Source organism: Microbacterium sp. NPDC056044 (assembly GCF_042267145.1).
Lineage (GTDB): Bacteria > Actinomycetota > Actinomycetes > Actinomycetales > Microbacteriaceae > Microbacterium.
Genome location: NZ_JBHJWZ010000002.1, coordinates 119847 through 142625 on the forward strand (window position 1 = coordinate 119847; position 22779 = coordinate 142625).

Here is a 22779-nt window from a genome sequence, read left to right on the forward strand (position 1 = left end):
CGGGTCCCGCCCGACGCGGGTGCGGGCGTCAGCCCTCGTCGTCGCCGAGCGCGTTCTCGCCGCTGAGCGAGCTCTCGCGCTCGACATCGAGCAGGGGGAGGTCGTCTCGTGTGACGAGACGTGCCGCGATCGCGTGCTCGACGAGCCGCACCCGGCGGTTGGTCGCGTACGAGCGCACCCCGCCGCGCATGCCGGGCACGCCGGCGCGGTCGAGCTTGTCGCAGACGTTGTCGAGCTTGCGGTTGAAGCGCGTGAGCGTCCAGCCGAGGCGCTCGGCGGCCTGCGCCGACGTCGGCAGCTCGCTCATGCCGGTGCCCTCACGCCGCAGCACGGGCTCGGCGAGCGCGAGGATCATGACGCGCTGGCTGTGGGTGAGCGGCACCTCGCCGATCGTCGACAGGCCGTCGTCGTCGGCGGGCGGCTGCGTGTCGCGGAACGTCGGCTCGGCCGCGTGGATCGTGAGCTCGTACGTCGTGGGGCCGGCGCTGAAGATGACGGATGTCGCGGCGAAGACGAGCGGCAGGCGCGCACCCGGTGCGAGCCAGGCCTGCACGCGTCCGCCCGAGTCGGTGACCGTGGCCGACAGGCGGGAGCCCACGTTCGAGAGCAGCCAGAGCCCCTCGAGGTTCTGGATCGTGAGGAAGTTGCGGTGCAGGAACAGGTTGTCGTCGATCGCGAGGTCGCCCTCGCGGCCGACGGTGAAGACGGTGCCGGGCGCGACCGAGAACTCCTCGCCCGCGAACTCGATCCTGAGCTCGTCGACCTCCGCGGCGGTCACGGCGTGCACCCCCGCGTGGGGTTCGGCTGCTGCGTGCCGTTGGCGCGCACCAGGGTGACGTCGATGCAGGTCTGCCCCGCCGCCGCGGCGGGCACGACGATCTCGGGCACCTCGACGGGCTCCGACTCGCCGGTGCTGTCGGTCAGCGACACCGCCTCGACGATGTAGAAGTCGCCGTCCTGCGGATCGGGGTTCTTCCAGAGGAACGCCACGCCGCCGTCGACCGGCGTTCCGACGACGTCGGTGACCGCGGGGACGGTGGACCCGATGACGTCCTGCGGCTTCGACGACTCCGTCGGCTTCGGCTGCTCGCCGGCCGTGCCCGAGAGTATGCCGGGCAGCGACACCCCCACGACGACCGCGACGATCACGAGTACGGCGGCACCGAGCCCGATCCACAGTCCTGTGCGGCGGCGACGCGGGGGCGCAGCATCCGGATCCTGGTCCTGCGAAGGGGCCGCGTCGAAGGCGGGGGTGCGGATGATCGTCTCGTCGAGCGACGCCGGCAGGCCGGCCTGCTCACGCCGCACCGTCTGCTCGTACGCCGACGGCGGGATCGCCGGCGCCTGCCGGACGACGGTCTCGGTCTCGGTCTCGGCGGGAGCGGGCTCGAACCGCGGCGTGGCCGCCCCCGCGCTCGGCGCGGTCGTGGCCGACGGGCGGGTCATGCCGGCCGCGGGCGTCGTGTCGGGGTTGATGCTGACGACGCCGCGGACGCGGGTGAGGCCGTCGTCCTCGTCCTCCTCGATGTCTTCGGGGACGTGGTCGTCGAGGATGTCGATCGGGGTGACCGAGTGCGACAGCTCGATCTGCACCGTCTGCAGCGCCCGGGCGAAGGCGAGCGCGCTCTCGTAGCGGTCGGCGGGCGACTTCGCCATCGCGCGCTCGAGCACGCGCTGCAGCGACGCGGGGACGTCGGCGCGACCGAGAGCGGGAAGCGGCAGCGACTCGATGCGGTGGATGAGCTCGGCTGCGCCGTTGCGCTGACCGGGCAGCTCGAACGGCGAGCGGCCGGCGAGGAGCGTGTAGACCGTCGCGCCCAGCGCGTACACGTCGGAGCGCGGGTCGCTGCGTGGCACGTCGGCGAACGACTCCGGCGGCGACCACGGGATCGACAGCCCTGCCGACTCGGCGGCCGCGTTCGTGGTCGACGCGATGCCGAAGTCGGTGAGGGCGGGCCGGTTGTACTCGGTGACGAGGATGTTCGCCGGCTTGATGTCACGGTGCAGCACGCCCGCGCGGTGGGCGGTCTCGACGGCGGCCGCGACCTGCACGCCGACGCGCAGCGACTCGGCGATCGAGAAGGGCTCGCGCCGGTACCTGACCTGCAGGTTCGGCCGCGGGCAGTACTCCATCACGAGGTAGGGGCGGCCGTCCCTCGCGACGCCGGCCTGGTAGATCGTGACGATCGCCGGGTGCGTCGACAGCATCGCCATGACGTTCGCCTCGGCGGTGAACTCCTCGACGGAGCCGCTCGACATGCGGTCGGTGAGCAGCACCTTCACCGCGACGCGGCGCTTGGGCAGCTGCTGCTCGTACAGGAACACGTCGGCGAAGCCGCCCGAGCCGAGCAGGTCGACGTAGGTGAAGCCGGGCAGATCCGGCGGCGCCATGGGCGCGCGCTTGGCGCTCACGACAGGGCCTCGATGGCGACCGTGATGCCGTCGCCGAGATCCAGCACGTCGCCGGGGATGACGACCGTGCCCTCCCCCGGATGCAGCCGCACCGGGTCGACTCCCGGCCGCAGCAGCGTCGTGCCGTTCGTCGTGCGCAGGTCGGTCGCCACGATGCTCTCACCCTCGACCCGCAGCTCGACGTGGCTGCGCGAGATGTCCTGCTGAGGACTGTCGACGGCCACGAGGTGCGGCAGGTCGGTGCCGCTCACGCGCGTCGAGCGCGGGCGCCGGCCGATCACGATCGTGCGGTCGAGCTGCAGCACCTGCCCCGTCGAGACGCGGACGCGTCCCGGGGCGGGCGGACGCGGCGGCGCGAGCGGTGCGGGGGCCGAGTCGACGGAGATCCCGGATGCTTCCGCTCCGGGCTGTCCCGCCGCCTCACGCAGTGCGCGGGCCTGGGCCAGCGAGATCGTCGCACCGTCGTGGTCGCCGGCGAGCGCGGTCGGCGCGGCGGGGGCGTCGTCGGCGGAGCGGATGACGGTGGCGCCCCAGACGTCGTCGAAGCCCGCGCCGGACTCGTCTTCGCCGGGCGACGCCGGGCCGGCCGGAGGCAGCGGCACGACGGTCGTCGCGGGCGGCGCGAGCGCCGAGTCGAGCGGGAGCAGGGTCTCGGCGTCGACGACCGACGGCACGGAGTTCGAGTCGATGAGCCCCGTGACTGCGGGCTCCAGGGCCGGTTCGGCCCCCCGTTCAGCCGCCGAAACACGGGTCGGTCGCCCGACACGCCGGGCCGGGGCATCCGTCTCCGGCGTGTCGTCGTGACCGACCCGTGTTTCGGCAAGGACGGGGACTCCGGGAACGGACGGGACCTCAGGAACGGACGAGACCCCGGGAACGGACGGGACCCCCGGTACGGACGGTGCCCCGGGGACGGACGACGCCCCGGGGACGGACGGCGCCTCTCGCCGCCGGGGACCGGGGGCGGGCTCGGCCGGGGCAACACCGGACCGACCGGGCTCGGACGCGGCGGCCCGGGCCGGGGCGGCCGCGGCCCGCGCGGGCGCGGCGGCCGGCGACGCACCGGCGGGCGCAGCATCCCATTCGATCCGGCTCGCCAGCACGATGCCGTCGGCGATCTCGAACTCGGCGGGCGCGTCGGAGCCCGCCGTCGTGAGCGCCACGCGCAGCGCACCCGGGATCACGCGCTCTGTCCACGTCGTGACGCCGGCGCCCGACACGCGCTCGGAGGCGGCGGCATCCACATCGAAGGCGAAGCCGCCGCGGACGGCGACCCGGACGCCGTCGGCGTCGGCGAGGGCGACCGCGAACGCGGGGATCGCGGTCAGCGACGCCCCGTACGCGCCGGTGAGCGCCTCGATCACCCCGCCGAGGCCGCGGCCGTCGGCGAGCACCGACCGCACGCGGGCGAGGAGCGCCGCGGAGGCGCCGGGTTCGAGCACGGCGAACCCGTGCGGGGTGACGGCGACCGGCGTGGTTCCGGGGGCGTAGTGCGTGGGCATCAGGATCCTCCCGCGAACACCGCGCGCGGCAGCGTGTCTTCGTCGATGTCGGCGTCGTCGGTGTCGTCGACGGCGGCCGGGCTGACCGGCACGGTGTCGCGCTCGTAGGTGCGGTGCGCCCGCGTGCGGACCGCGAGGGCGTCGACGACGATCGCCGTGATGTTGTCGCGACCGCCGCGCACCATCGCCTCGTGCACCAGGCGCGTCGCGGCAGCCTGCGGGTCGGCCTCGGCGAGGAGGATGCCGTGGATCGCGTCCTGCTCGAGCTCGCCCGACAGCCCGTCGGAGCACACCAGGATGCGGTCGCCGTCCTCGGCGGGGATCAGCCAGTAGTCGGGCTCGGCGTCGCTGCCCGCCCCGATCGCGCGCGTGATCACGTTGCGGCGGGAGTCGCGGTGGGCCGCGTCGGCGGCGAGCTGCCCGCTGTCGACGAGCTCCTGCACGACCGAGTGGTCGACGCTCACCTGCTCGAAATGGCCCTCGCTCAGGCGGTAGGTGCGCGAGTCGCCCAGGTTGAGCGCGAGCCAGTAGCCCTCGCCCTCGACGTCGGCGATCACGACGCCCGCGAGCGTCGTGCCGGCACCCGCACCGGCGCCGGGCGGCAGCGCCGCGACGCGGCGGCGCGCGGCGACGACCCCCGCCTGCACGTCGTCGATGGTCAGGCTCTCGCGACCCGCGAGGCCCGCGAACTGGTCGATCACCGTAGCGCTGGCGATCTCGCCGGCGTTGTGGCCGCCCATGCCGTCGGCCACGAGGAACAGCGGCGGCACCGCGAGGAACGAGTCCTCGTTGATGCGGCGGCGAAGGCCCGCATCCGTCGCGGCACCGAACGCGACAGCGATGGGCGGGGCGGAGGTCATCACGAGAGCCCCACCGTCACGCGCCGGTCGCCGAACTCGAGCGTGTCGGCGTCGCGCAGATTCGTGCGCACCCCCGGCGTGAGCGGTAGGCGCCCGCCGTCGCGCACGAGCGTCGTGCCGTTCGTCGAGTGGCGGTCCGAGATCCACGCGCCGGTGGCATCGCCGCCGACCTCGAAGTGCGTCTTCGACAGCGAGAGCGTCTCGTCGCGCACCGGGATCGCGACCGCGCCCGCCTCGCCCGCCGGATTGCGGCCGTACAGGGTGCGGCCGTACACCGCCATGCGCGTGCCGTCGTCCCACGTCAGCACGGCGATCACCGGCGCGCCGTCGAACAGCGCGGCGCGCTCCGCCGGCGGTGGCACGACGATGCGCGTGGACTCGACGTCGTCCTCGAGGACCGGAGGGGCGATGGATGCTGCGCCCCCGGGCGCTGCGGCGGGTGCAGCCGCGGCGGGTGCCACGGTGGCGGTGGCGCCGAACGGCTCGGTCGTCGTCGCGGCGGGGAACGGCATGGTGACGCTGGGGAACGCGTCGGCCTGCTGCGGCGGCCGCACGACGGGTGGCTCATGCGTGATCCACGGCACATCGGCGATCACGCCGGTCGGCGCCGGTGCGGCCGCCGGGCGCGTGGCGGCGGGCGCTGCGGCGTATGCAGGCGCGTAGCCGGGCGCGGGAGCCGCGGGCGCGGGCGGCAGCGGCGGGGCCGCAACGGGCAGCGGAGGAGCCGCCGACGGGAGCGGTGCGGCGACGGCGGTCGGCCGCGCCAGGTACGGGTTCGCCATGGCGGCCGTCGCGGGCGCCGGGGGCGCAGCATCCACTTTCCGGATGTCGACGACGACCGCCCGCGCGGCCATGTCGTGCCAGCCCTGGCGGCGGCCGCTCGCGTCGAAGAGGGGCGTGAAGTAGCCGACCACGACCGACGCGGCGAGGTTGAACACGAGGTTGCGCAGGATCGCGCGCCAGAAGCCGATGGGTCCGGCGGAGGCGGCGTCGTGCAGGCGGAGGCCGAGGATCCGCTGCCCGATCGAGCCGCCGTGGCTGCCCTGCATCGCGGAGTAGACGAGCCACCAGGCGAACAGGAGCAGGCCGATCGCGGCGTAGCCGAGCAGGATCGTGGCCGCCAGGGTGTCGCGCTGTCCGGCCGGGCCCGCGCCGAGGACGATGCCCAGGATGATGCCGACCAGCACGATGGTGATCACCCAGGCGACGCCGATGTCGATCGCGAACGCCCCCACACGGCGTCCGATGGTCGCCGCGGGGGCGGCGCCTGGCGGGCTCACGGTCATTCGTTCTCCTGTGGGGGGTGGGCGGAGCGCTCGGGTGCGCTCCGGGTCTTGCCGCCGCGGCGCGAGCGCCGGGTCGAAGGGCTCGACGCGGCGTCGGCCGACGTGGCCGCGCCGCCGGGTGTCGGTGTCGGTGCCGGTGTCACGGGCGTCGTGGCCGTCGTGGCCGGCGTCGGTGTCGCCCGCGGAGCACGCGCGGGGCGTGCCACGCGCGTCGGCCGCGCCGGCAGCGCGAATCGCGTGCCCTCGAGGAGGGTCCGGATGCTGAGCCTCGCACCGAGACGCTGCCACACCGAGCGCCCCTTCCCCATGCCGCCGACGATCTCGTCGACCTGGGTCCAGAAGGCCTCGATGTCGTCGGGCGACGGGTCGGCCGGACCGAACACCTCGAGGTCGGCGCGGGAGGCCAGGGTCGCGACGCGCGGCTCGGCGAACGCCGCGGTGAGCACACCGGCGTCCTCCTGGCGGGTCGCTCCCGGGCGCACGGGTGCGCCGAAGTCGGAGGCGCGGTCGACGAGCTCGTCCCACCCGCCGCTGATGCGATCCGACGCGCGCTCGGCCTCGCGGCGCTTGCGGCGGCGCGTGGCCTTCAGCGCGCCGATCACGATGAAGGGCGCGAGCAGCACGGCGAGAAGGCCCAGGAGGCCCACGCCGATCGAGACGATCGTCCACAGCAGGCCCGCGTCGAAGGGGTTCTCGTCTTCCGAGCCGCGGTCGTCGGCGACGGTCGGCGGCAGGTCGACCGCCTCCGCCGGCGGGGGCGGCGGCTGCAGCACCTGCGGCTTGGGGTCGGCCTTCGGCTTCGTGGTCTGGTCGCTCGGAACCTGGTCCTCGGGCGGCGTCGGGTCGAACGGCACCCACCCGGCGCCGTCGAACGCGACCTCGACCCAGGCGTGCAGCGTCTCGCCCGTCGCGGTGTAGACGGGCTCGGCGGCGGCTTCCTCATCGGGGTAGAACCCCATGACGACGCGCGCCGGAATACCGACCTGGGCGGCGAGCAGCGCCATGGCGGTCGCGTACTGCTCGTCGTCGCCCACCATCTGCTCCGAGCCGAGCAGCGTCGCGATGCGCTCGGCGCCGTGGCCGGCGCGGGAGAGCGGCTGGCCGGCGAGGCCGTGGCTGAAGTAGCCGCCCTCCGACAGCATCTGCTCGAGCGCGCGCACCTGCTCGACGGGCGTCTCGGCCTCGGCCACCGTCTTCGAGGCGATGTCGGCCAGGGATTCGGGGACGCCGGTCTGCTTCGGCATCTTCAGCGGCGCGAACTTCTGGTCGGCGAGCGCCTCATCGCCCGGCACCGCGGGGATCACGGCATCGAGGGTGTACGCGTCGCCCTTCTCGAGTCCCAGGGTGACCACTCCGGTCTCGGTGGCCTCGTTGTAGTGCGCGGTGCGACGCAGGTCGTCGGCACGGTCGCCGGCGAACGTGACGCTGCGGACGGCGCCGGCATCCGGCATCCACACGCTCTCGAGCTCGCCGATCTCGACATGCACCGTCGCGGGCGTGCCCTCGGCGTAGGCCGACATGTTGGTGCGTGCTGGCGCGAAGGCGCTGGACGAACCGCTGCCGTCGTCAGACACGTTGTACACCGTGCCGTTGTACGCGTCCATCGTCGCCAGGCGCACGCGAGCGCCTTCGGGCAGCCCGCTGACCGTGAAGAGCGCATCTTCGGGGTGGTCGCGCACGTACGCGCGGAACGACTGCAGCGGGCTCGCGAACTCGCGGATGTCGAACGGCGGGATCACGACGTCGCGCAGCACGTACCGCGGCGACGACGGTGCCGCGAACCCGCTCATGGCGACGCCGACGACGGCGGCGATCGCGACCACAGCCGCACCCGTCAGCACGCGCCGCGTGCCCGCACCCGACTTCGCGGTCCCTTCGCCGACCGACACGGCGGCCGCCTGCGGCTGCCACGCCTGTCGGAGGGCCAGCCACACCACGGCGACGAGTCCGAACGCGATGCCCTGCGCCACCGGCACGAAGGGCTCGGAGGTGCCCAGCGCGATCGCGACGGCGAGGAACGCGGCGGCGGGAAGCAGCGCCCAGCCGGCGCTGCGCAGCCGCAGCGCGAGCGACGTCGTCAGCACCGCGGCGACGAGCGTCAGCAGGAAGGGCACGATCAGGTGGCCGTCACCGGTCGCCACGGGGGCGATGGTGGTGAGGAGCTGCTTCCACGACATGACGACGCCGAGGGCGAGCTGGCGCAGCGTCTCGATCGTGGGGATGACGCCCGCGACCGTCGTCTGCGGCAGCGCGAGCGCTCCGCCGAAGAGGAAGTACGCGCCGATGGTCGCGGCGGTGACGAGCAGGATGCCCCAGCGGAAGAGGCGGCCGAGCACCCCCAGCCCCATGCCGGTGACGAGCCCGCCGAGCGCGGCGACGAGGTAGCTCGCCCCGTCGAACGTCGGCGCGAACCCGACGACGGGGATGAGCAGGAGCAGCGCGACGGCGCTGAGATCGAGGATCCAGCGGCGGGTCGGGAGCGCGTCGACCCGTGGAATGCGGACAGTGGATGCTGCGACCCGGGCCGGTGCGGACGACTCGGCGCGCGTCGGGAGCGGCGTGACGGGCGCGCTCATGCGAGGACCTTGCGCAGGGCGTTCGGGAGCTGGTCGAGCGCGCCGAGGGTCACGACATCCGCGTCCCCGATCCTGCGCAGCGACGGCGTGGGCTCGCCCGGCGAGGCGACGACCGCCAGCACGCGCGCGCCGAACGGCAGACGGCTGCACGCGGTGCGCAGATCGTTGGAATCGACCTTGCTGCCGCACACCAGCACGACGACGCTCGCCAGCGGCAGCGTCGCGGCGACGACGCCGGCGAGCTCCACGACGGAGCCCGCCTTCGGCTTCGAGGGGACGAGCGCCGAGAGCGAGTCGAGGAACTGCTTTCCGGTGCCGGACGGCAGCGCGCGCTCCTGCACGCGCACCTCGACGCGCTGCGAGTCGCGGAGGGCCCGGAGGCCGAGGGAGCCGGCGGCCGAGATCGCGAGCTCGAACTCGTCGTCGTCGCGGTAGTCGCCGGGGCTGGTCGACAAGCCGATCACGAAGTGGGAGCGACGCGTCTCTTCGTACTGGCGCACCATCATGTGGCCGGTGCGCGCCGTCGACTTCCAGTGGACGTGACGCAGGTCGTCGCCGGGCTGGTACTCGCGCAGCGCGTGGAACGAGACGTCGTCGGGCGACAGGTCGGTCGCGGGAAGGCCCTCGAGGTCGCGGAGGAACCCGAGGGACTGGCCGTCGAACAGCACGGTGCGCGGGTGCACGAACAGGTCGACCGGCTCGTCGCGGCGGTGCACGCGTTCGAAGAGGCCGAGCGGGTCGCCGCGCACGACGCTCACCGGTCCGACCTTGACGACCGCCCGACGCGACGTCGGGATCGCGAAGAGCTCCTCGGCGGACTCACCGGCCGCGAGCCGGTTCACGTCGAACACGCCGCGGCCGCCGCCGACCGGCAGCATCACGCGGGAGGGCAGGATGGCGCGCGGGCCGGTGTTCGCAAGGGTCAGGGCGCCGACGGCGCGCTCCCCCACGACGACGCGCGTGCGGTTGAGGTCGAGCGACACGTCATAGGCGGTGCGGCCGATGAGGAACAGCAGGCACAGCGCCAGCACGACGGTGATCGAGATCGCCGCGACCGTGAGCTCCCACCAGCCGAGCGACCGGCCGGCGATCCACAGCGTGAGCGCGCCGGCGATGAGCACCCAGGCGACGGGGCGCACGACCCCGAGCACGCGGCCGAGCACCGTGCCGGTGCGCCGGAGCGCGCCGAGCATCAGCTGCCCGTACCAGGCGCGGCGGTCGTCGGCGGCCGCCGTCTGCCCGAGTGCTTCCGTCGTCATCAGGCCGCGGACCTCGCCTGGGGTGCGGCGACCGACTCGAGGACGCGCCCGATGACGGTCTCGGCCGAGGTGCCGGCGAACTCGGCCTCGGGGTCGAGCACGATGCGGTGCGTCCACACCGGTGCGACGAGCGCCTTGACGTCGTCGGGCAGCACGAAGTGGCGGCCCTGTGCGGCGGCGTAGACCTTGGCGATGCGGATCATCGCGAGCGAGCCGCGCACCGAGACGCCCAGGCGCGTGGCCGGGTCGTTGCGGGTCGCCTCGGCGAGCTGCGCAGTGTAGCGGAGCACCGCGGGGTCGACGTGCACGGTGCCCGCGAGGTCGGCCATGTCGGCGACGGCGCCGGTCGTGATGATCGCCGGCAGGTGCGCGGACGGGTTGCGGTCGGCGGCACCGGCGAGGATGCGCTCGGCCACCGCGAGGTCGGGGTAGCCGATCGACGTCTTCACGAGGAAGCGGTCGAGCTGCGCCTCGGGCAGCTTGTAGGTGCCCGCCTGCTCGATGGGGTTCTGCGTCGCGATGACGAGGAACGGGCGTCCGACGTCATGCGTGATGCCGTCGACCGTGATCCGGGACTCCTCCATGACCTCGAGCAGCGCCGACTGCGTCTTGGGGGAGGCGCGGTTGATCTCGTCGGCCAGCACGATCGAGGCGAACACCGGGCCGCGGTGGAACTCGAAGCGGTGCGACGCCTGGTCGTAGATCGTGACACCGGTCACGTCCGACGGGAGCAGGTCGGGTGTGAACTGGATGCGGCTCGACGTGCCCTGCACGGTGGCGGCGAGGGCCTTGGCCAGGCTCGTCTTGCCCGTGCCCGGGGCATCCTCCAGCAGCACGTGGCCTTCGGCGAGCATCGCCGACAGCACCAGGCCCACGACCTCGCGCTTGCCCATGAGGGCCTGATCGACGTTGTCGACCAGTCGCGCGAAGGTGCCCTGGAACCAGGCCGCCTGTTCGGGGGTCATCGTCATGAGTGTCTCGTTCTCTTCGTGTTCTTGTCGTGTTCGCCGGGCCTGTTACCAGACCATCGACTGGGCGTTGCCGGAGCCGCCGGGGCCGCTGTAGCTCACCCAGCTGGTGTAGCCGGTGTAGCCCGTGTAGCAGCTCAGCTGCACGCTGCCGTTCTGCGGCACGTTGTAGGTGCGGTTGCCCCACTGGCCCCGGGTGTCGTTGCACTTGAGTGTGTAGGTGCCCGCGACCCAGTTCTCGACGTTCAGCACCATGTACGCGCAACCCGCGCTCGTGCAACCGTCCTGGCCTTGGGCGCTCGACCCCTTGCTGGTCCACGCGCGCGGCTGCGGCGGCGCGACCGTCGTGGCGGAATCGCTCGCGATCGCAGAGACCTGACCCTCGACGTCGACGGCGCGGACGCGGATCGAGTGCGTCTCGCTGTGCCCATATCCGATCGTCTGGCTACCCGTCTGGGCACCGCGATTGACCCAGCCGCCTCCATCGATGCTCGTCTCGAGCCGTGCGATCGCACGACCGTTGGTCGACGGCATGGTCCACGTGTAGGTGATGCTCGTTCCACTCCGGGCGGCGGTCGCGCCCGGCGTGCGCACCGGTCCGTAAGGGATCGCCCCGTTCGATGCCGCCGACGGGTCGCCGTTGTAACGGACGCCGTCCAAAGCCGTGTACGCCCGCAGCCGGACGGTGTAGGTGGTGCCGTTGTTCAGACCACCGATCGTCGTGCTGTTCAGCGCCTGCCAGTTCCCGCCGTTGAGCGAGTACTCGTACGCGACCTCGCCGGCGCTTGCGCCGTTGCCCGAGGCTGCGGTGTAGGCGACGTGGATCGTGCTGTCGCCGCTCGGCGTCGACGCGCTCACGCCCGTCGGGGCACCCGGCACGCCGAACGCGCGGCGCGGCGCGGACGCGGCGCCCCACTCGCCCCAACCCGCCTTGTTCGAAGCGCGCACGCGGAACGTGTAGTCGCTCGTCGAGGTCGCGACGTTGATGGCCTGACTGGTCTGACTCCCCGGGATGCCGGTGACCGTCGTCACCGCCGAGGACCCCTGCATCACCTGCACCTCGTAGCCCGAGATCGCGTCGCCGTTGTCGGCGGGCGCACCCCACACCACCTCGAGCTGGGCCTGGTCGCCCACCGGGTCGAGCCGGTTCACCGAGGGGGCGGCGGGGCTCTCCGGCGCGCGAGCCGGGATCTCGCTCACGGACCAGGGGCTGAAGCTGGACGGGTCGGGCGCACGGTTGTGCGCCTGCACGCGCACCTGGTACGCGACGCCGTTCTCCAGCCCGTCCCACACGAGGGAGTTCCCCGTCACCTCGGTCTTCTGGCCGAGGCCCGACGCTGGAGCGGGCGAGATCTCGAGCGTGTACTTCTCGACGGGCGACCCCGGCGTCGAGGGCGTCACCCACGAGACGCTGAGGCTGCGGTCGCCGAACTTCAGAGTCGGCGCGGCCGGGGTGTCCGGGCGCGCGTCGGGACGTGCCGTCTCGGACGGCGCCGAGGCGTCGGACGGACCGACGCGGTTCTCGGCCACGACCGTGAAGTTGTACTCGACGTTGTTCGTCAGCTGGTCGAGCGTGCACGTGGTCGCGAGGCAGACCTTCTCGTAGCCGCCGACGGTCGAGGTGACCAGGTAGCGCTCGATGTCGGCGCCGTTGTTGGCCGGCGGCGTCCAGGACAGCACGACGGTGCGGTCCTGCACGCTCGAGACGATCGGCGTGCCCGGCGCGTCGGGCTTGCCCTGCACGGTCAGGCGGATGCGACCCTCGACCTCGCGGTCGGCGTCGCCCGTGGCATCCTGCACGCGATAGCGGACCACCATGGTGCCGAAGAACTCGGCGTCAGGGGTGACCTCGACCTGGTCTCCGACCACGGCGACCTCGCCCTGGCCCGTCTCGGTGAGCGCCGTCGTGACCTTCAGCGGCTCGCCGGGGAAGGGGTTCACATCGTTGTCCAGCACGGGCACGGTGATCTTCTTGCCCTGGTGGGCCTCCGGCACGATGTCGTCGTTGGCGGTCGGCAGCTCCCGCGTCGACGCGATCACACGCACGTTGACCACGCCGTCGATCGGCTCGGTGGTGCCGTCGTCGATCTTCAGACGGATCGTGGCCGCGGTGCCCTTCTTCGTCTCGGTCGCCGCGCTGACCTTCAGTTCGTCGCCGTCGATCGTGGCGGTCATGCCCTCGGGCGATCCGCCCACGATCTGGTACGCGATGCGGCCCGCGTCCTCGGGATCGGGGTCGGTCGTGAGCCCGCCGAGGTCGAGCGTCGTCGCGTCCTCGCCGGGCGCGACATCCATCTGTCCGTTCACGAACGTCGGCTGCTGGTTCTCGGGCGGCAGCACGGTGATGGGCAGGGTCAGCGTCGCCGTGCGCCCCTCGGGGTCGTCGGGCCCCGTGCCGTCGGTGACCTCGAACGTGATCGCGTCGGGACCGAAGTAACCCGCGGCCGAGGTGTAGACGAGGGTCGTCTGGTCCTTGACGAGCGACGAGCCGTCGTTGTGGGCGGCGGTGACCTTGGCGGCCTCGGTGACGATGGCCTTGCCACCGCCCGCCGCGCGCACGTACGTCGACAGCGCCAGCTCGACCGTCTCGCCGCTCTTGACCTCGATCGGCTCGGTCGAGACGAGGGTCGGCGGCAGCGACGACAGCGACGGGACGTGGATGAACGCGGATGCCTCGTTCCCGTCGCGATCGGTGATCGTGTACGTCACGAGCCGCCCGGTGTCGCCGAGCGTGACCCGCACCTTGCCGTCCGCGAGCACGCGGGAGTCCGCATCGGCGACCTTCAATTCGAGGTCGTCGACCGTGCCGTCGGGGTCCTCGTCGTTCGCGAGCACCTCGAGGTCGACGACGCCGTCCTCGACGTCGGCGGCGCGCACGTAGTCGTCGCGCGCGATCGGCTTCTGCAGCGGCACGTCGTCGGCGACCGTGATCTGCAGCACGGCCTTCGCCTCGGCGCCGCGCGCGTCGCGGATCGTGTACTGCAGCGAGGTCTCGACGGGCTGTGAGGGAGAGGTCACGACGACGCGGTTGCCGTCGACCTTCGCCTTGAGGCCCGGCACGTCGGGAAGGATCAGGCCGTTCTTGACGATGCCGAACTCGTCGCCGTCGGGGTCGGAGTCGTTGGCGAGCACAGGCACCGCGACCGAGCGGTCCGGCCGCATGATGACGGAGTCCTTGACGGCGTACGGCGCCTGGTTCACGCCCTCGGCGGGTGCGACGCCCACGCGGATCGTCGCGGTGGCCTCGGCCCCCAGCCGGTCGCGCACGCGGTACGTGAAGGTGTCGACGCCCGCGGTGTCGTCGAACGCCTCGTAGACGAGGTGGTCGGATCCGGTCTCCGAGATCCGGCCCTTGCCGGGCGAGGACGCGAGCCCCACGAGCTCGACCGAGTCGCCGTCGGAGTCGATGCCGTCCAGCGGCACCCCGATGCGGACGCGGCTGCCGGCCAGCACGCGCGCGGTGAGGTCGCGGGGCCTCGGGGCGGCATTGGTGTCGGCGTTGACCGGCAGCACCTGGATGGTGATGTAGCCGGCATCCTTCTGTCCCGTGCTGTCGACGGCCTCGTACGTGGCGTACACCGTGCCGGGCGCGTCGGACGCGCGGAAGCGCACGGTGTCCTGCGAGACGAAGATCTCGCCGTTCTCGGGCTTGATCAGCGGCGGCACGAGCGCGGGCGCGACGTGGATCGTGTCGCCGTTCGGGTGGTAGTCGTTGTCGAGCACCGGGATCGTCACGACGTCGCCCGCGCGCACCACGACCTGGTCGTCGTTCGCGACGGGCGGCCGCAGCTGGGCCGGGGCCGGGATCGGGATGACGATGACGTCGCCCTCGGCCGACTGCGAGCCGTTCGAGATGCGGTACGAGATGCGCACCTGCTCGGACAGCGCCGCCTGGTCGCTGATCCGGAGCGTCTCGTGGTTGAGCACGGCCACCGCGACGCCCGAGTTGGGCTCGACGGTCACGGACTGCACCACGAGGATGCCGCCGGAGGGATCGGAGTCGTTGGTGAGCACGTTGACGAGCACCTCGCCGCCGCTCGGCAGCAGCGCCACGTCGCGCACGGCGACGGGCGGCAGATCGGTCTCGCCCTCGGGCAGCACGTCGACGCGCACGATGCCGGGCACGCCCGCGGCGCCGGCGGCCACCATGTACTGCACGTAGTAGGTGCCCGGCATCGCCGAACGGAACGTGAAGGTCTTGTTCGCGTAGTCGGGCACGATGTCGGCGCCGGTCACCGGGTCGACGCGAGCGAGGCGCAGCGGCTCGCGTCCTGCGCCGACGTCGTTCGCGAGCGGCGAGACCGTCGCGGTCTGTCCGGTGCGCACGGCGATGTAGTCGGCGTTGGTCACCGGGTCGATGGACCCGACGGGTCGCACATCGAACCGCACCGTGCCGACCGCCACGTCGGTGCCGTCCGAGACCGTGATCTCGACGTCTTTGCGGCCCTGCGCGCCGCCGACGGCGCGATACGTGATGCGGCCGTCGGACGTGTAGTCGGCTTCGTCGCCCTCGGCGGGCTGCACAGACCCGAGGAAGACGTCGTCGCCGTCGGGGTCGATCCAGTCGGGCAGCACGTTGTAGGTGATGGTGCCGCCGGCCTCGACGGCGACCGTCGTCACGCGGCTCTGCTTCGGCGGCGAGTTCACGTCCCAGCCGTGCACCGCCAGCGACACCTTGGCGGTGTCGGTGCCGCCGCGGCCGTCCGAGACCTCATAGGTGAAAGAGGTCGACCCCTCGGCGTCCTCCGGGACCGCGATCTGCAGCGACCGGCCGTTGTCGATCGACTGCACCTCGCCGATCGACGGCCCGCCGTCGACGACGCGCGTCGTCAGCACATCGCCGTCGGCGTCGCTGTCGTTGTCGAGGATGGGGAGGATCGTGGTGCGGCCCGGACGCACGCCCAGGTCGTCGTCGTTGGCGACGGGCGGCGTGTTGATCTCCGACCGCTCCGGGAGGACCGTCTCGGTCGTCTCCTCGGTGGTCTGCTCGTCGTCCTCGGTCTCGCCCTCGGGCGGCGTCATCTCGTCCCAGTTGTCGACCCGCTGCAGCTCGTCGACGGCCATCCAGGTGGCGCCGCTGACCACGTCGTTGAGCACGACGACGTCGCGGTTGACGCGGAACGTCAAGAGCGACGTCGGCTCGATGCCGTCGACTGCGACCGCGAGGTCGTCGGCCTCGCCCGCGCAGTCGCGCACGAACCGGCCAGAGCCCGTCCAGGCGGCATAGCCGCAGCCCTCGAGCCACACCGGTGCGGCGGGGGCGCCGTCGGATCCTGCCCTGACCGTCGTCGGCTCCGAGCCGTCGAACGGCACGCGCACGAACGCGGAGGCCGTCGAGAGCGAGACGGCATCGGATGCTGCGGACGGCTGCTGGAGGACCGCATCGCGTCCGCCGTCGACCTCGGTCGCGCGGCCGTCCACGATCACGGTGCCGGTGGCGGTGTCGAGCACGGCGGGCTTGTCGCCGACCACGGTGACCGAGAGCTCCGCGTCGTCGCCGATGTCGGGAAGGCCGGTCCGGCTCGGCTCCTCGGGTGCGCCGTCCGCGCCGACGCGGATCGTCACGAGCTCGGAGGTCTCGGGCGAGGCGGCGTAGACGACCCCATCGAGGCCGACCGCGACATCCGCGCCCCGGCCGACGTTGGCGGTCGGATCGGTGCCTTCGATCTGGAACGAGCCGACGCTTGCGCTCGGCACGACCCACAGGTCGCCCGATGCGCGGTCGAGGATCGCCACGGTGTCGCCGCCGAGCGTCACGTCGGCGTCGCCGGGGACGCCCGCCGCGCCCGAGAGTGCGACCATCGCCGGGTCGATGACGCTCACCGATGAGCTCGAGTCGTCGACGAGGAGGACGGTGCTGCCCGACTGGAGGATGTCGTAGTCGTCGCTCGTGGTGCGCAGGGCCCCGTCGAGCACCTGCGACTCGTGGTTGAAGTGGCCGACGAGCAGGCTCGACTGCTTCGTCACCCAGACGCCGCCGTCGTGGAGGTCGACCTCGGTCGTGGGAACGCCTTGATACACGAACGCGAGCGTCGTGATCGTGACCGCGGCAGCGGTCACCGCGCCTGCCGACGCGACAGCGCGGGGGCGCGATCGCAGCCATGCGAAAGACCTCATCGAACCTCGGCCTCCTCCGGGGTGTCGTGCGTCTCTACGTGGCGTCGGGAACCGACGTGGGGCGTCGGGCGCTCACAGAGGACCTGGGGGAACACTCCAGCCTAACCCGGCGCACGGCCGGCGATGGGATGGGAAATGTCAACGAAGGAGATCGTATTCCGCCTGATCAGAGGCGATCGATGGGGACAATCACCCATCCCCGTGGGCGCGGGCCTCAGGCGCCCACGTACTCCCGCAGATGCTGGGCCGTCAGCGTCTCGGCACCCGCGACGAGATCGGCGGGCGTGCCCTCGAAGACGATGGCTCCGCCGTCGTGACCGGCACCCGGACCGATGTCGATGATCCAGTCGGCGTGCGCCATCACGGCCTGGTGGTGCTCGATCACGATCACGCTGTTGCCGGCCTCGACGAGGCGGTCCAGCATCCCGAGCATGTTCTCGACATCGGCGAGGTGCAGGCCGGTGGTCGGCTCGTCGAGCACGTAGATCGCACCCTTCTTCGCCATCGAGATCGCGAGCTTGAGGCGCTGGCGCTCGCCGCCCGACAGCGTGTTGAGTGCCTGGCCGAGCGTGATGTAGCCGAGGCCGACGTCGATCATGCGCATCAGGGTGGTGTGCGCCGGGCCCTTCGTGAAGAAGGCGGATGCCTCGGCCGCCGACATCGCGAGCACCTCGGCGATGTTCTTCCCGTCGAGGGTGTACTCGAGCACCTCGTCGCTGAAGCCCGATCCCTCGCACAGCTCGCACAGGGTCTCGACGGTCTGCGTGAAGCCGAGGTTCGTGATGATCACGCCGAGGCCGCGGCACGCGGGGCACGCCCCCTCGGAGTTCGCGCTGAAGAGGGCGGGCTTCACGCCGTTGGCCTTCGCGAACGCGGAGCGGATGGTGTCGAGGATGCCGGTGTACGTCGCCGGGCTCGAGCGGCGGTTGCCCTTGATCGGGGACTGGTCGACGACGACCACGTCGTCGAAGCCCGGCACATTGCCGTGGATGAGCGAGGACTTGCCCGAACCCGCGACGCCGGTGACGACGGTGAGGATGCCGAGGGGCACATCGACGTCGACCTCTTTGAGGTTGTGCTGGGTGGCGCCGCGGATCTCGAGGGCCCCCTTCGCGGCGCGCGTCGACTCCTTGATGCGGGCGCGGTCGCCGAGGTGGCGGCCGGTGATGGTGCCCGAGGCGCGCAGGCCCTCGACGCTCCCCTCGTACTGGACCTCGCCGCCGGCGCGTCCGGCGCCCGGTCCGAGGTCGACGATGTGGTCGGCGATCTCGATCACCTCGGGCTTGTGCTCGACGACCAGCACGGTGTTGCCCTTGTCGCGCAGCAGCTGCAGCAGCCGGTTCATGCGCTGGATGTCGTGGGGGTGCAGCCCCGCCGTCGGCTCGTCGAAGACGTAGCTGACGTCGGTGAGCGCCGACCCCAGGTGGCGGATCATCTTCGTGCGCTGCGCCTCGCCGCCCGACAGCGTGCCCGACGCGCGATCCAGCGACAGGTAGCCCAGTCCGATGTCGATGAACGACGCGATCGTCTGACGCAGACCCACCATGAGCGGTGCGACGGAGGGGTCGTCCACCGTGTCGAGCCACGCCGCGAGATCCGTGATCTGCATGGCCGCAGCATCCGCGATGCTCGTCCCGTTGATCTTCGACGACCGCGCGCCCTCGTTGAGCCGCGTGCCGCCGCAGTCGGGGCACGGCATGAACTTCACCGCGCGGTCGACGAAGGCGCGCACGTGCGGCTGCAGCGCCTCGCGGTCCTTCTGGAGGAACGATTTCGTGATCTTCGGCACGAGACCCTCGTAGGTCATGTTGATGCCATTGATCTTGACCTTGGTCGGCTCCTTGTAGAGGAAGTCGTCCCGCTCCTGGTCGGTGTAGTCCTGGATGGGTTTGTTCGGGTCGACAAAGCCGGACTCGGTGAACCCCTTCACCATCCAGCCGTCGACGTTGTAGCCGGGCACCGTCAGCGCGCCTTCGGCGAGCGACTTCGTCTTGTCGTAGAGCTCGTCGAGGTCGACGTCGCTCACCTCGCCGAGGCCCTCGCAGCGCGGGCACATGCCGCCGGTGATCTCGAACGAGCGACGCTCCTTGACCTTCTTGCCGCCCTTCTCGAGCGTGATCGCGCCCGCACCCGAGACCGACGGGATGTTGAACGAGAACGCCTGCGGCGACCCCACGTGCGGCTGCCCGATGCGGCTGAACAGCAGGCGCAGCATCGCGTGCGCGTCGGTCGCGGTGCCGACCGTGGACCGCGCGTTCGAGCCCATGCGCTCCTGGTCGACGATGATCGCCGGGCTCACGTTCTCGAGCGCGTCGACCTCGGGGCGGCTCAGCTGCCCCATGAACTGCTGCACGAACGTCGGGTAGGTCTCATTGATGAGGCGCTGCGACTCGTTGGCGATGGTGCCGAAGACGAGCGACGACTTGCCCGACCCGCTGACCCCGGTGAAGACGGTGAGCCGCCGCTTCGGGATGTCGACGGAGACGTCTTTGAGGTTGTTCTCGCGGGCGCCGACGACGCGGATGACCTCGTGCGAATCAGCGATGTGGGACTCGGATGCCATGCGCACGAGTATGCCGGTCAACCCGGACACCGCGCTTCCTGAAGCCTGCTCGATCCCTGCCGCCCCCGCGTTTCTCCCCGGTCATGTTCCGGGTTGCTCCCCGGTCATATTCCGGGTTGCTCCCCTGCCGCCCGCCGTGTGCTCCCGGGTTGCTCCGGGTTTGGGGCGCGATTCCTCCGTTGGGGCGGAGAATCTGCGCCCCAAGGGACGGAATACGCCCCAAACCCGGAAGAAGAGGTTGGATGCCGCGGCTCAGGCTGCGTCGGACTCCGCGGGCTCGACCGCGAAGTTGTCGCGGAAGACCGACGCCGGGTCGTAGGCGGCCTTCACGCGGCGCAGGCGCTCCAGCGTCCGGGGCGGGAAGGCCTCGGCGATCCGCTCCGGCCGCTCGGAGGAGTCGAAGCTCAGGTACATGCCGTCGACGTGGTCCGCGAGGGTGCGCCAGTGGGCGTCGAGGCGGTCGGGGTGCGAGCCGAGAGCGGCGACCGAGAAGTTCGCCGACCGGTGCGCGTACGCGGTCGCGTCCTCGGCGACGTCGGCCACTGCCCCGCCGACCGCGCGCAGCTGGAAGAACGGCACGGCGCCGGTCTGCAGCATCCGTTCCACCGCCGCCGCGAAGCCGGGCGTGACGTGCTCGATGAGCGCCGAGCGGGAGTGCGGCTCGCCCGCGCCGTGCTGCGGGCCGAGGTCGGCGTTGGCCATGACCTGCGCGTACGTCGTGAGCTGCACCGACTGCTGCACGAGCGGCGCGAGCTCGGCGAACGGCTGCAGGCGCGCGATGATCGTGTCGGGGTCGTCGGAGTCGACGATGCCGTACAGCTGGACGATCTGCGGCTGGCCGGGTCGCGGTCCGCCGGTCAGCAGGAACAGCGTGGTGTCGCGCGGCGACGCCTCCACGATCCGGCCGTAGCCCTCGAGGAACTCGGCGACGTCGTCCACCTGGAATGCGAGCTGCGCGTAGCCCACCTGGCCGACCTCGTCGACCTCGAACTCGAAGGCCGTGACGATGCCGACGTTGGCGCCGGCCCCGCGGATCGCCCAGAAGAGATCGGGGTGGGCCGAGGCATCCGTCCGCACGATCGAACCGTCGGCGAGCACCACCTCGGCGGCGCGCAGATGGTCGATGGTGAGGCCGTGCTCGCGGGCGAGCAGGCCGATGCCGCCCGCCGTCGCGAGGCCGCCGACGCCCACGCCGCCGTAGTCGCCCGAGCTGAGCGCCCAGCCGTGCTCGCCGAGCGCCTGCGCGACCTGCGCCCAGCGCGCGCCCGGGCCGATGCGCACGAGCCGGCGACCGGCATCGAGCACCTCGATCTCGTCGAGGCTGCGGAGGTCGATGACGATGCCGCCGTCGTTCGTCGAGCGGCCGCTGATGCCGTGGCCGCCGCTGCGCACCGCGAGCGGAAGCTCGGGGTGCCGCCGCGCGAACGCCAGCGCCTCGGCGACCTGCGCGGGCGACGAGGGCTGCAGCACGAGACCGGGGCGCCCACCGCGCATGTAGGTGGCGCGCACGTCGCCGTAGTCGAAGTCGCCGGGCTCGATCGCGCGAAGGCCGACGGGCACGTCGTCGTACGCGATGCCGTCGCGGCGCGCGGCGAGCGCGGCGGCGGAGCGGACGGATGCTGCGGCCGTGCCTCGCCGGCCGCGCTCGGCGGCGACGAGCTCGCGCACGGCGGGCGCGACGTCTTCACCGAAGCGCTGGAGCAGGTTCGGGTCGTCGGCCGCGATGATGAACGTGCCGATGCCGTCCTCGAGCGCGAGCTGCGCGAGGCGGTCGGCGAACTCGCGCGGGTCGGCGGCGAGCTGGCCGATGTTGAGGAGACGCCGGATCTCGCGCGGGTCGCGGCCGGCGCCGGTGGCCGCCTCGTCGATGGCGTCGTTGCCGCGGCCGAGGTCCCCCGGCTTCATGTAGCCGAGCGAGGGCAGCCACCCGTCGCCCTTGCGCCCGGTGAGCGCGAGCATGCGCGGCTTGTACGCGCCGATGTGGAGGGGGATGTCGTGCGCGGGCCGCGGCCCGCGCTTCGCGCCGTGCACCGCGTGGTACTTCCCGTCGCGGAAGACGCCCCCGCGCTCGTCGGTGCGCCACAGTTCGCGGATGACGTCGATCGCCTCGCCCAGCGCCGTGACGGCCTGACCCGGGGTGAGCCGCGTGCCGCCCATCGCCTCGATGGCGTCCCAGAAGCCGCCGGCGCCGAGGCCGAGGTCGAAACGCCCACCCGAGAGGAGGTCGAGGCTGGCCGCCGCGCGCGCCACGACGGCGGGCGGGCGCAGCGGCACGTTCAGCACGTTGGGCGCGATGCGGATGCTCTCGGTGCGCGCGGCCACGAACGACATGAGGGTCCACGTGTCGAGGAACGCGGGCTGGTAGGGGTGGTCCTGGAAGGTGACGAGATCGAGACCGGATGCCTCGGCCACCTGCGACAGCAGCACCGGCGCCTCTGGGCTCGCCGCGGTGGGCGTGATGAACGCACCGAACTCGAGCGCGTGTCCGTAATCCATGAATGCCTCCGCACACCTGAACCCGCAGCATCCGCGGTTCATTCCGCCGCATACGTCTGCGGCGCGCCTGCGGGCCTACGGGATGGGGAAGAGGACCGTCGCGCCGGACGGCACGGCCGACGTGACGATGCGGGTGTCGAACGTGGCCAGCAGCGCGTCGTTCGAGGCGGCCAGGTGCAGCAGATACGTGTCGGTGACCTGCGAGCTCGCGAGCAGCCGCTCGGTGTGCACCGAGCTGTCGAGGAGGCTCACCGCGTCGGGCAGGAAGACGTGTCCCGCGTGCGCGGCCAGGCTCGCGAGGCTCGCCAGCACGATGGGCGCGGGCTGGCTGTTGGCGTAGTTCGGGTGGCTCACCACGCGCACGACGCCGTTCTGCACGATCGGGCAGGTGTGCCACGGCTCGTCGCCGCGGGACGCGAACCAGCGGTGCGCGCGCTCGTGGTGCACGTGCAGCGGGTCGATGAGCGCGATGACCGCGTTCACGTCGAGCAGATGACGGCTCACGCGAGGTCGTCCCGGAGGGCGGTGACGTCGTCGAGGGTCGCGCGCTGCGCGTCGGGCGGTGCGGGCAGCAGAACGATGCCGTTGCGGGTGCCGCCGTGCCGCTGACGCTCGGTCAGCGTCGCGCGCGCCAGCTGCGACACCGCCTCGCCGAGGGTGATGCCGCGCGCGTCGGCGAACTGCTTCGCGGCGGCGAGCACGTCGTCGTCGATCGTGAGCGTGGTGCGCATGCATCGATC

General features: G+C 72.3%; 13 protein-coding genes. All 13 read right to left on the minus strand.

Going from position 1 to position 22779, the window contains the following annotated elements:
• Positions 1-28: 28 nt before the first annotated feature.
• A complete protein-coding gene (locus tag ACFC1I_RS05630; protein ID WP_376006883.1) occupies positions 29-787 on the minus strand; it encodes a hypothetical protein in 759 nt (252 codons plus the stop codon).
• Entirely contained in the window at positions 775-2412 is a 1638-nt protein-coding gene (locus ACFC1I_RS05635; RefSeq protein ID WP_376006884.1) for a serine/threonine-protein kinase, read from the minus strand. The genes ACFC1I_RS05630 and ACFC1I_RS05635 overlap by 13 nt, the downstream gene beginning before the upstream one ends.
• A complete protein-coding gene (locus tag ACFC1I_RS05640) occupies positions 2409-3914 on the minus strand; it encodes an FHA domain-containing protein (RefSeq protein ID WP_376006885.1) in 1506 nt (501 codons plus the stop codon). The genes ACFC1I_RS05635 and ACFC1I_RS05640 overlap by 4 nt, the downstream gene beginning before the upstream one ends.
• Entirely contained in the window at positions 3914-4774 is an 861-nt protein-coding gene (locus ACFC1I_RS05645) for a PP2C family protein-serine/threonine phosphatase (RefSeq protein WP_376006886.1), read from the minus strand. The genes ACFC1I_RS05640 and ACFC1I_RS05645 overlap by 1 nt, the downstream gene beginning before the upstream one ends.
• Positions 4774-6060: an RDD family protein gene (locus ACFC1I_RS05650; RefSeq protein WP_376006887.1), complete on the minus strand. Its 1287-nt coding sequence runs from the start codon at positions 6058-6060 to the stop codon at positions 4774-4776. The genes ACFC1I_RS05645 and ACFC1I_RS05650 overlap by 1 nt, the downstream gene beginning before the upstream one ends.
• Positions 6057-8636 (minus strand): transglutaminase family protein, encoded by a 2580-nt coding sequence (locus tag ACFC1I_RS05655; RefSeq protein ID WP_376006889.1) that lies wholly within the window; start codon positions 8634-8636, stop codon positions 6057-6059. Before ACFC1I_RS05655 ends, ACFC1I_RS05650 begins: the two co-directional genes overlap by 4 nt.
• A complete protein-coding gene (locus ACFC1I_RS05660) occupies positions 8633-9895 on the minus strand; it encodes a DUF58 domain-containing protein (protein ID WP_376006891.1) in 1263 nt (420 codons plus the stop codon). The genes ACFC1I_RS05655 and ACFC1I_RS05660 overlap by 4 nt, the downstream gene beginning before the upstream one ends.
• Positions 9895-10866, minus strand: a complete 972-nt coding sequence (locus ACFC1I_RS05665; RefSeq protein WP_376006893.1) for an AAA family ATPase — start codon at positions 10864-10866, stop codon at positions 9895-9897. The genes ACFC1I_RS05660 and ACFC1I_RS05665 overlap by 1 nt, the downstream gene beginning before the upstream one ends.
• 45 nt (positions 10867-10911) lie before the next feature.
• The gene (locus ACFC1I_RS05670) at positions 10912-16980 is read right to left on the minus strand and encodes an Ig-like domain-containing protein (protein WP_376006895.1); all 6069 of its coding nucleotides are present in this window, start codon (positions 16978-16980) and stop codon (positions 10912-10914) included.
• A gap of 214 nt (positions 16981-17194) precedes the next feature.
• Complete coding sequence (locus ACFC1I_RS05675) at positions 17195-19543, minus strand: ATP-binding cassette domain-containing protein (protein ID WP_376006897.1); 2349 nt, start codon at positions 19541-19543, stop codon at positions 17195-17197.
• Positions 19544-19795: 252 nt separating this feature from the next.
• Complete coding sequence (locus tag ACFC1I_RS05680; RefSeq protein ID WP_376006899.1) at positions 19796-22039, minus strand: LLM class flavin-dependent oxidoreductase; 2244 nt, start codon at positions 22037-22039, stop codon at positions 19796-19798.
• Positions 22040-22114: 75 nt separating this feature from the next.
• The gene (locus tag ACFC1I_RS05685) at positions 22115-22543 is read right to left on the minus strand and encodes a TA system VapC family ribonuclease toxin (protein WP_376006901.1); all 429 of its coding nucleotides are present in this window, start codon (positions 22541-22543) and stop codon (positions 22115-22117) included.
• Entirely contained in the window at positions 22540-22770 is a 231-nt protein-coding gene (locus ACFC1I_RS05690; protein WP_376006903.1) for a hypothetical protein, read from the minus strand. The genes ACFC1I_RS05685 and ACFC1I_RS05690 overlap by 4 nt, the downstream gene beginning before the upstream one ends.
• Positions 22771-22779: the final 9 nt, after the last annotated feature.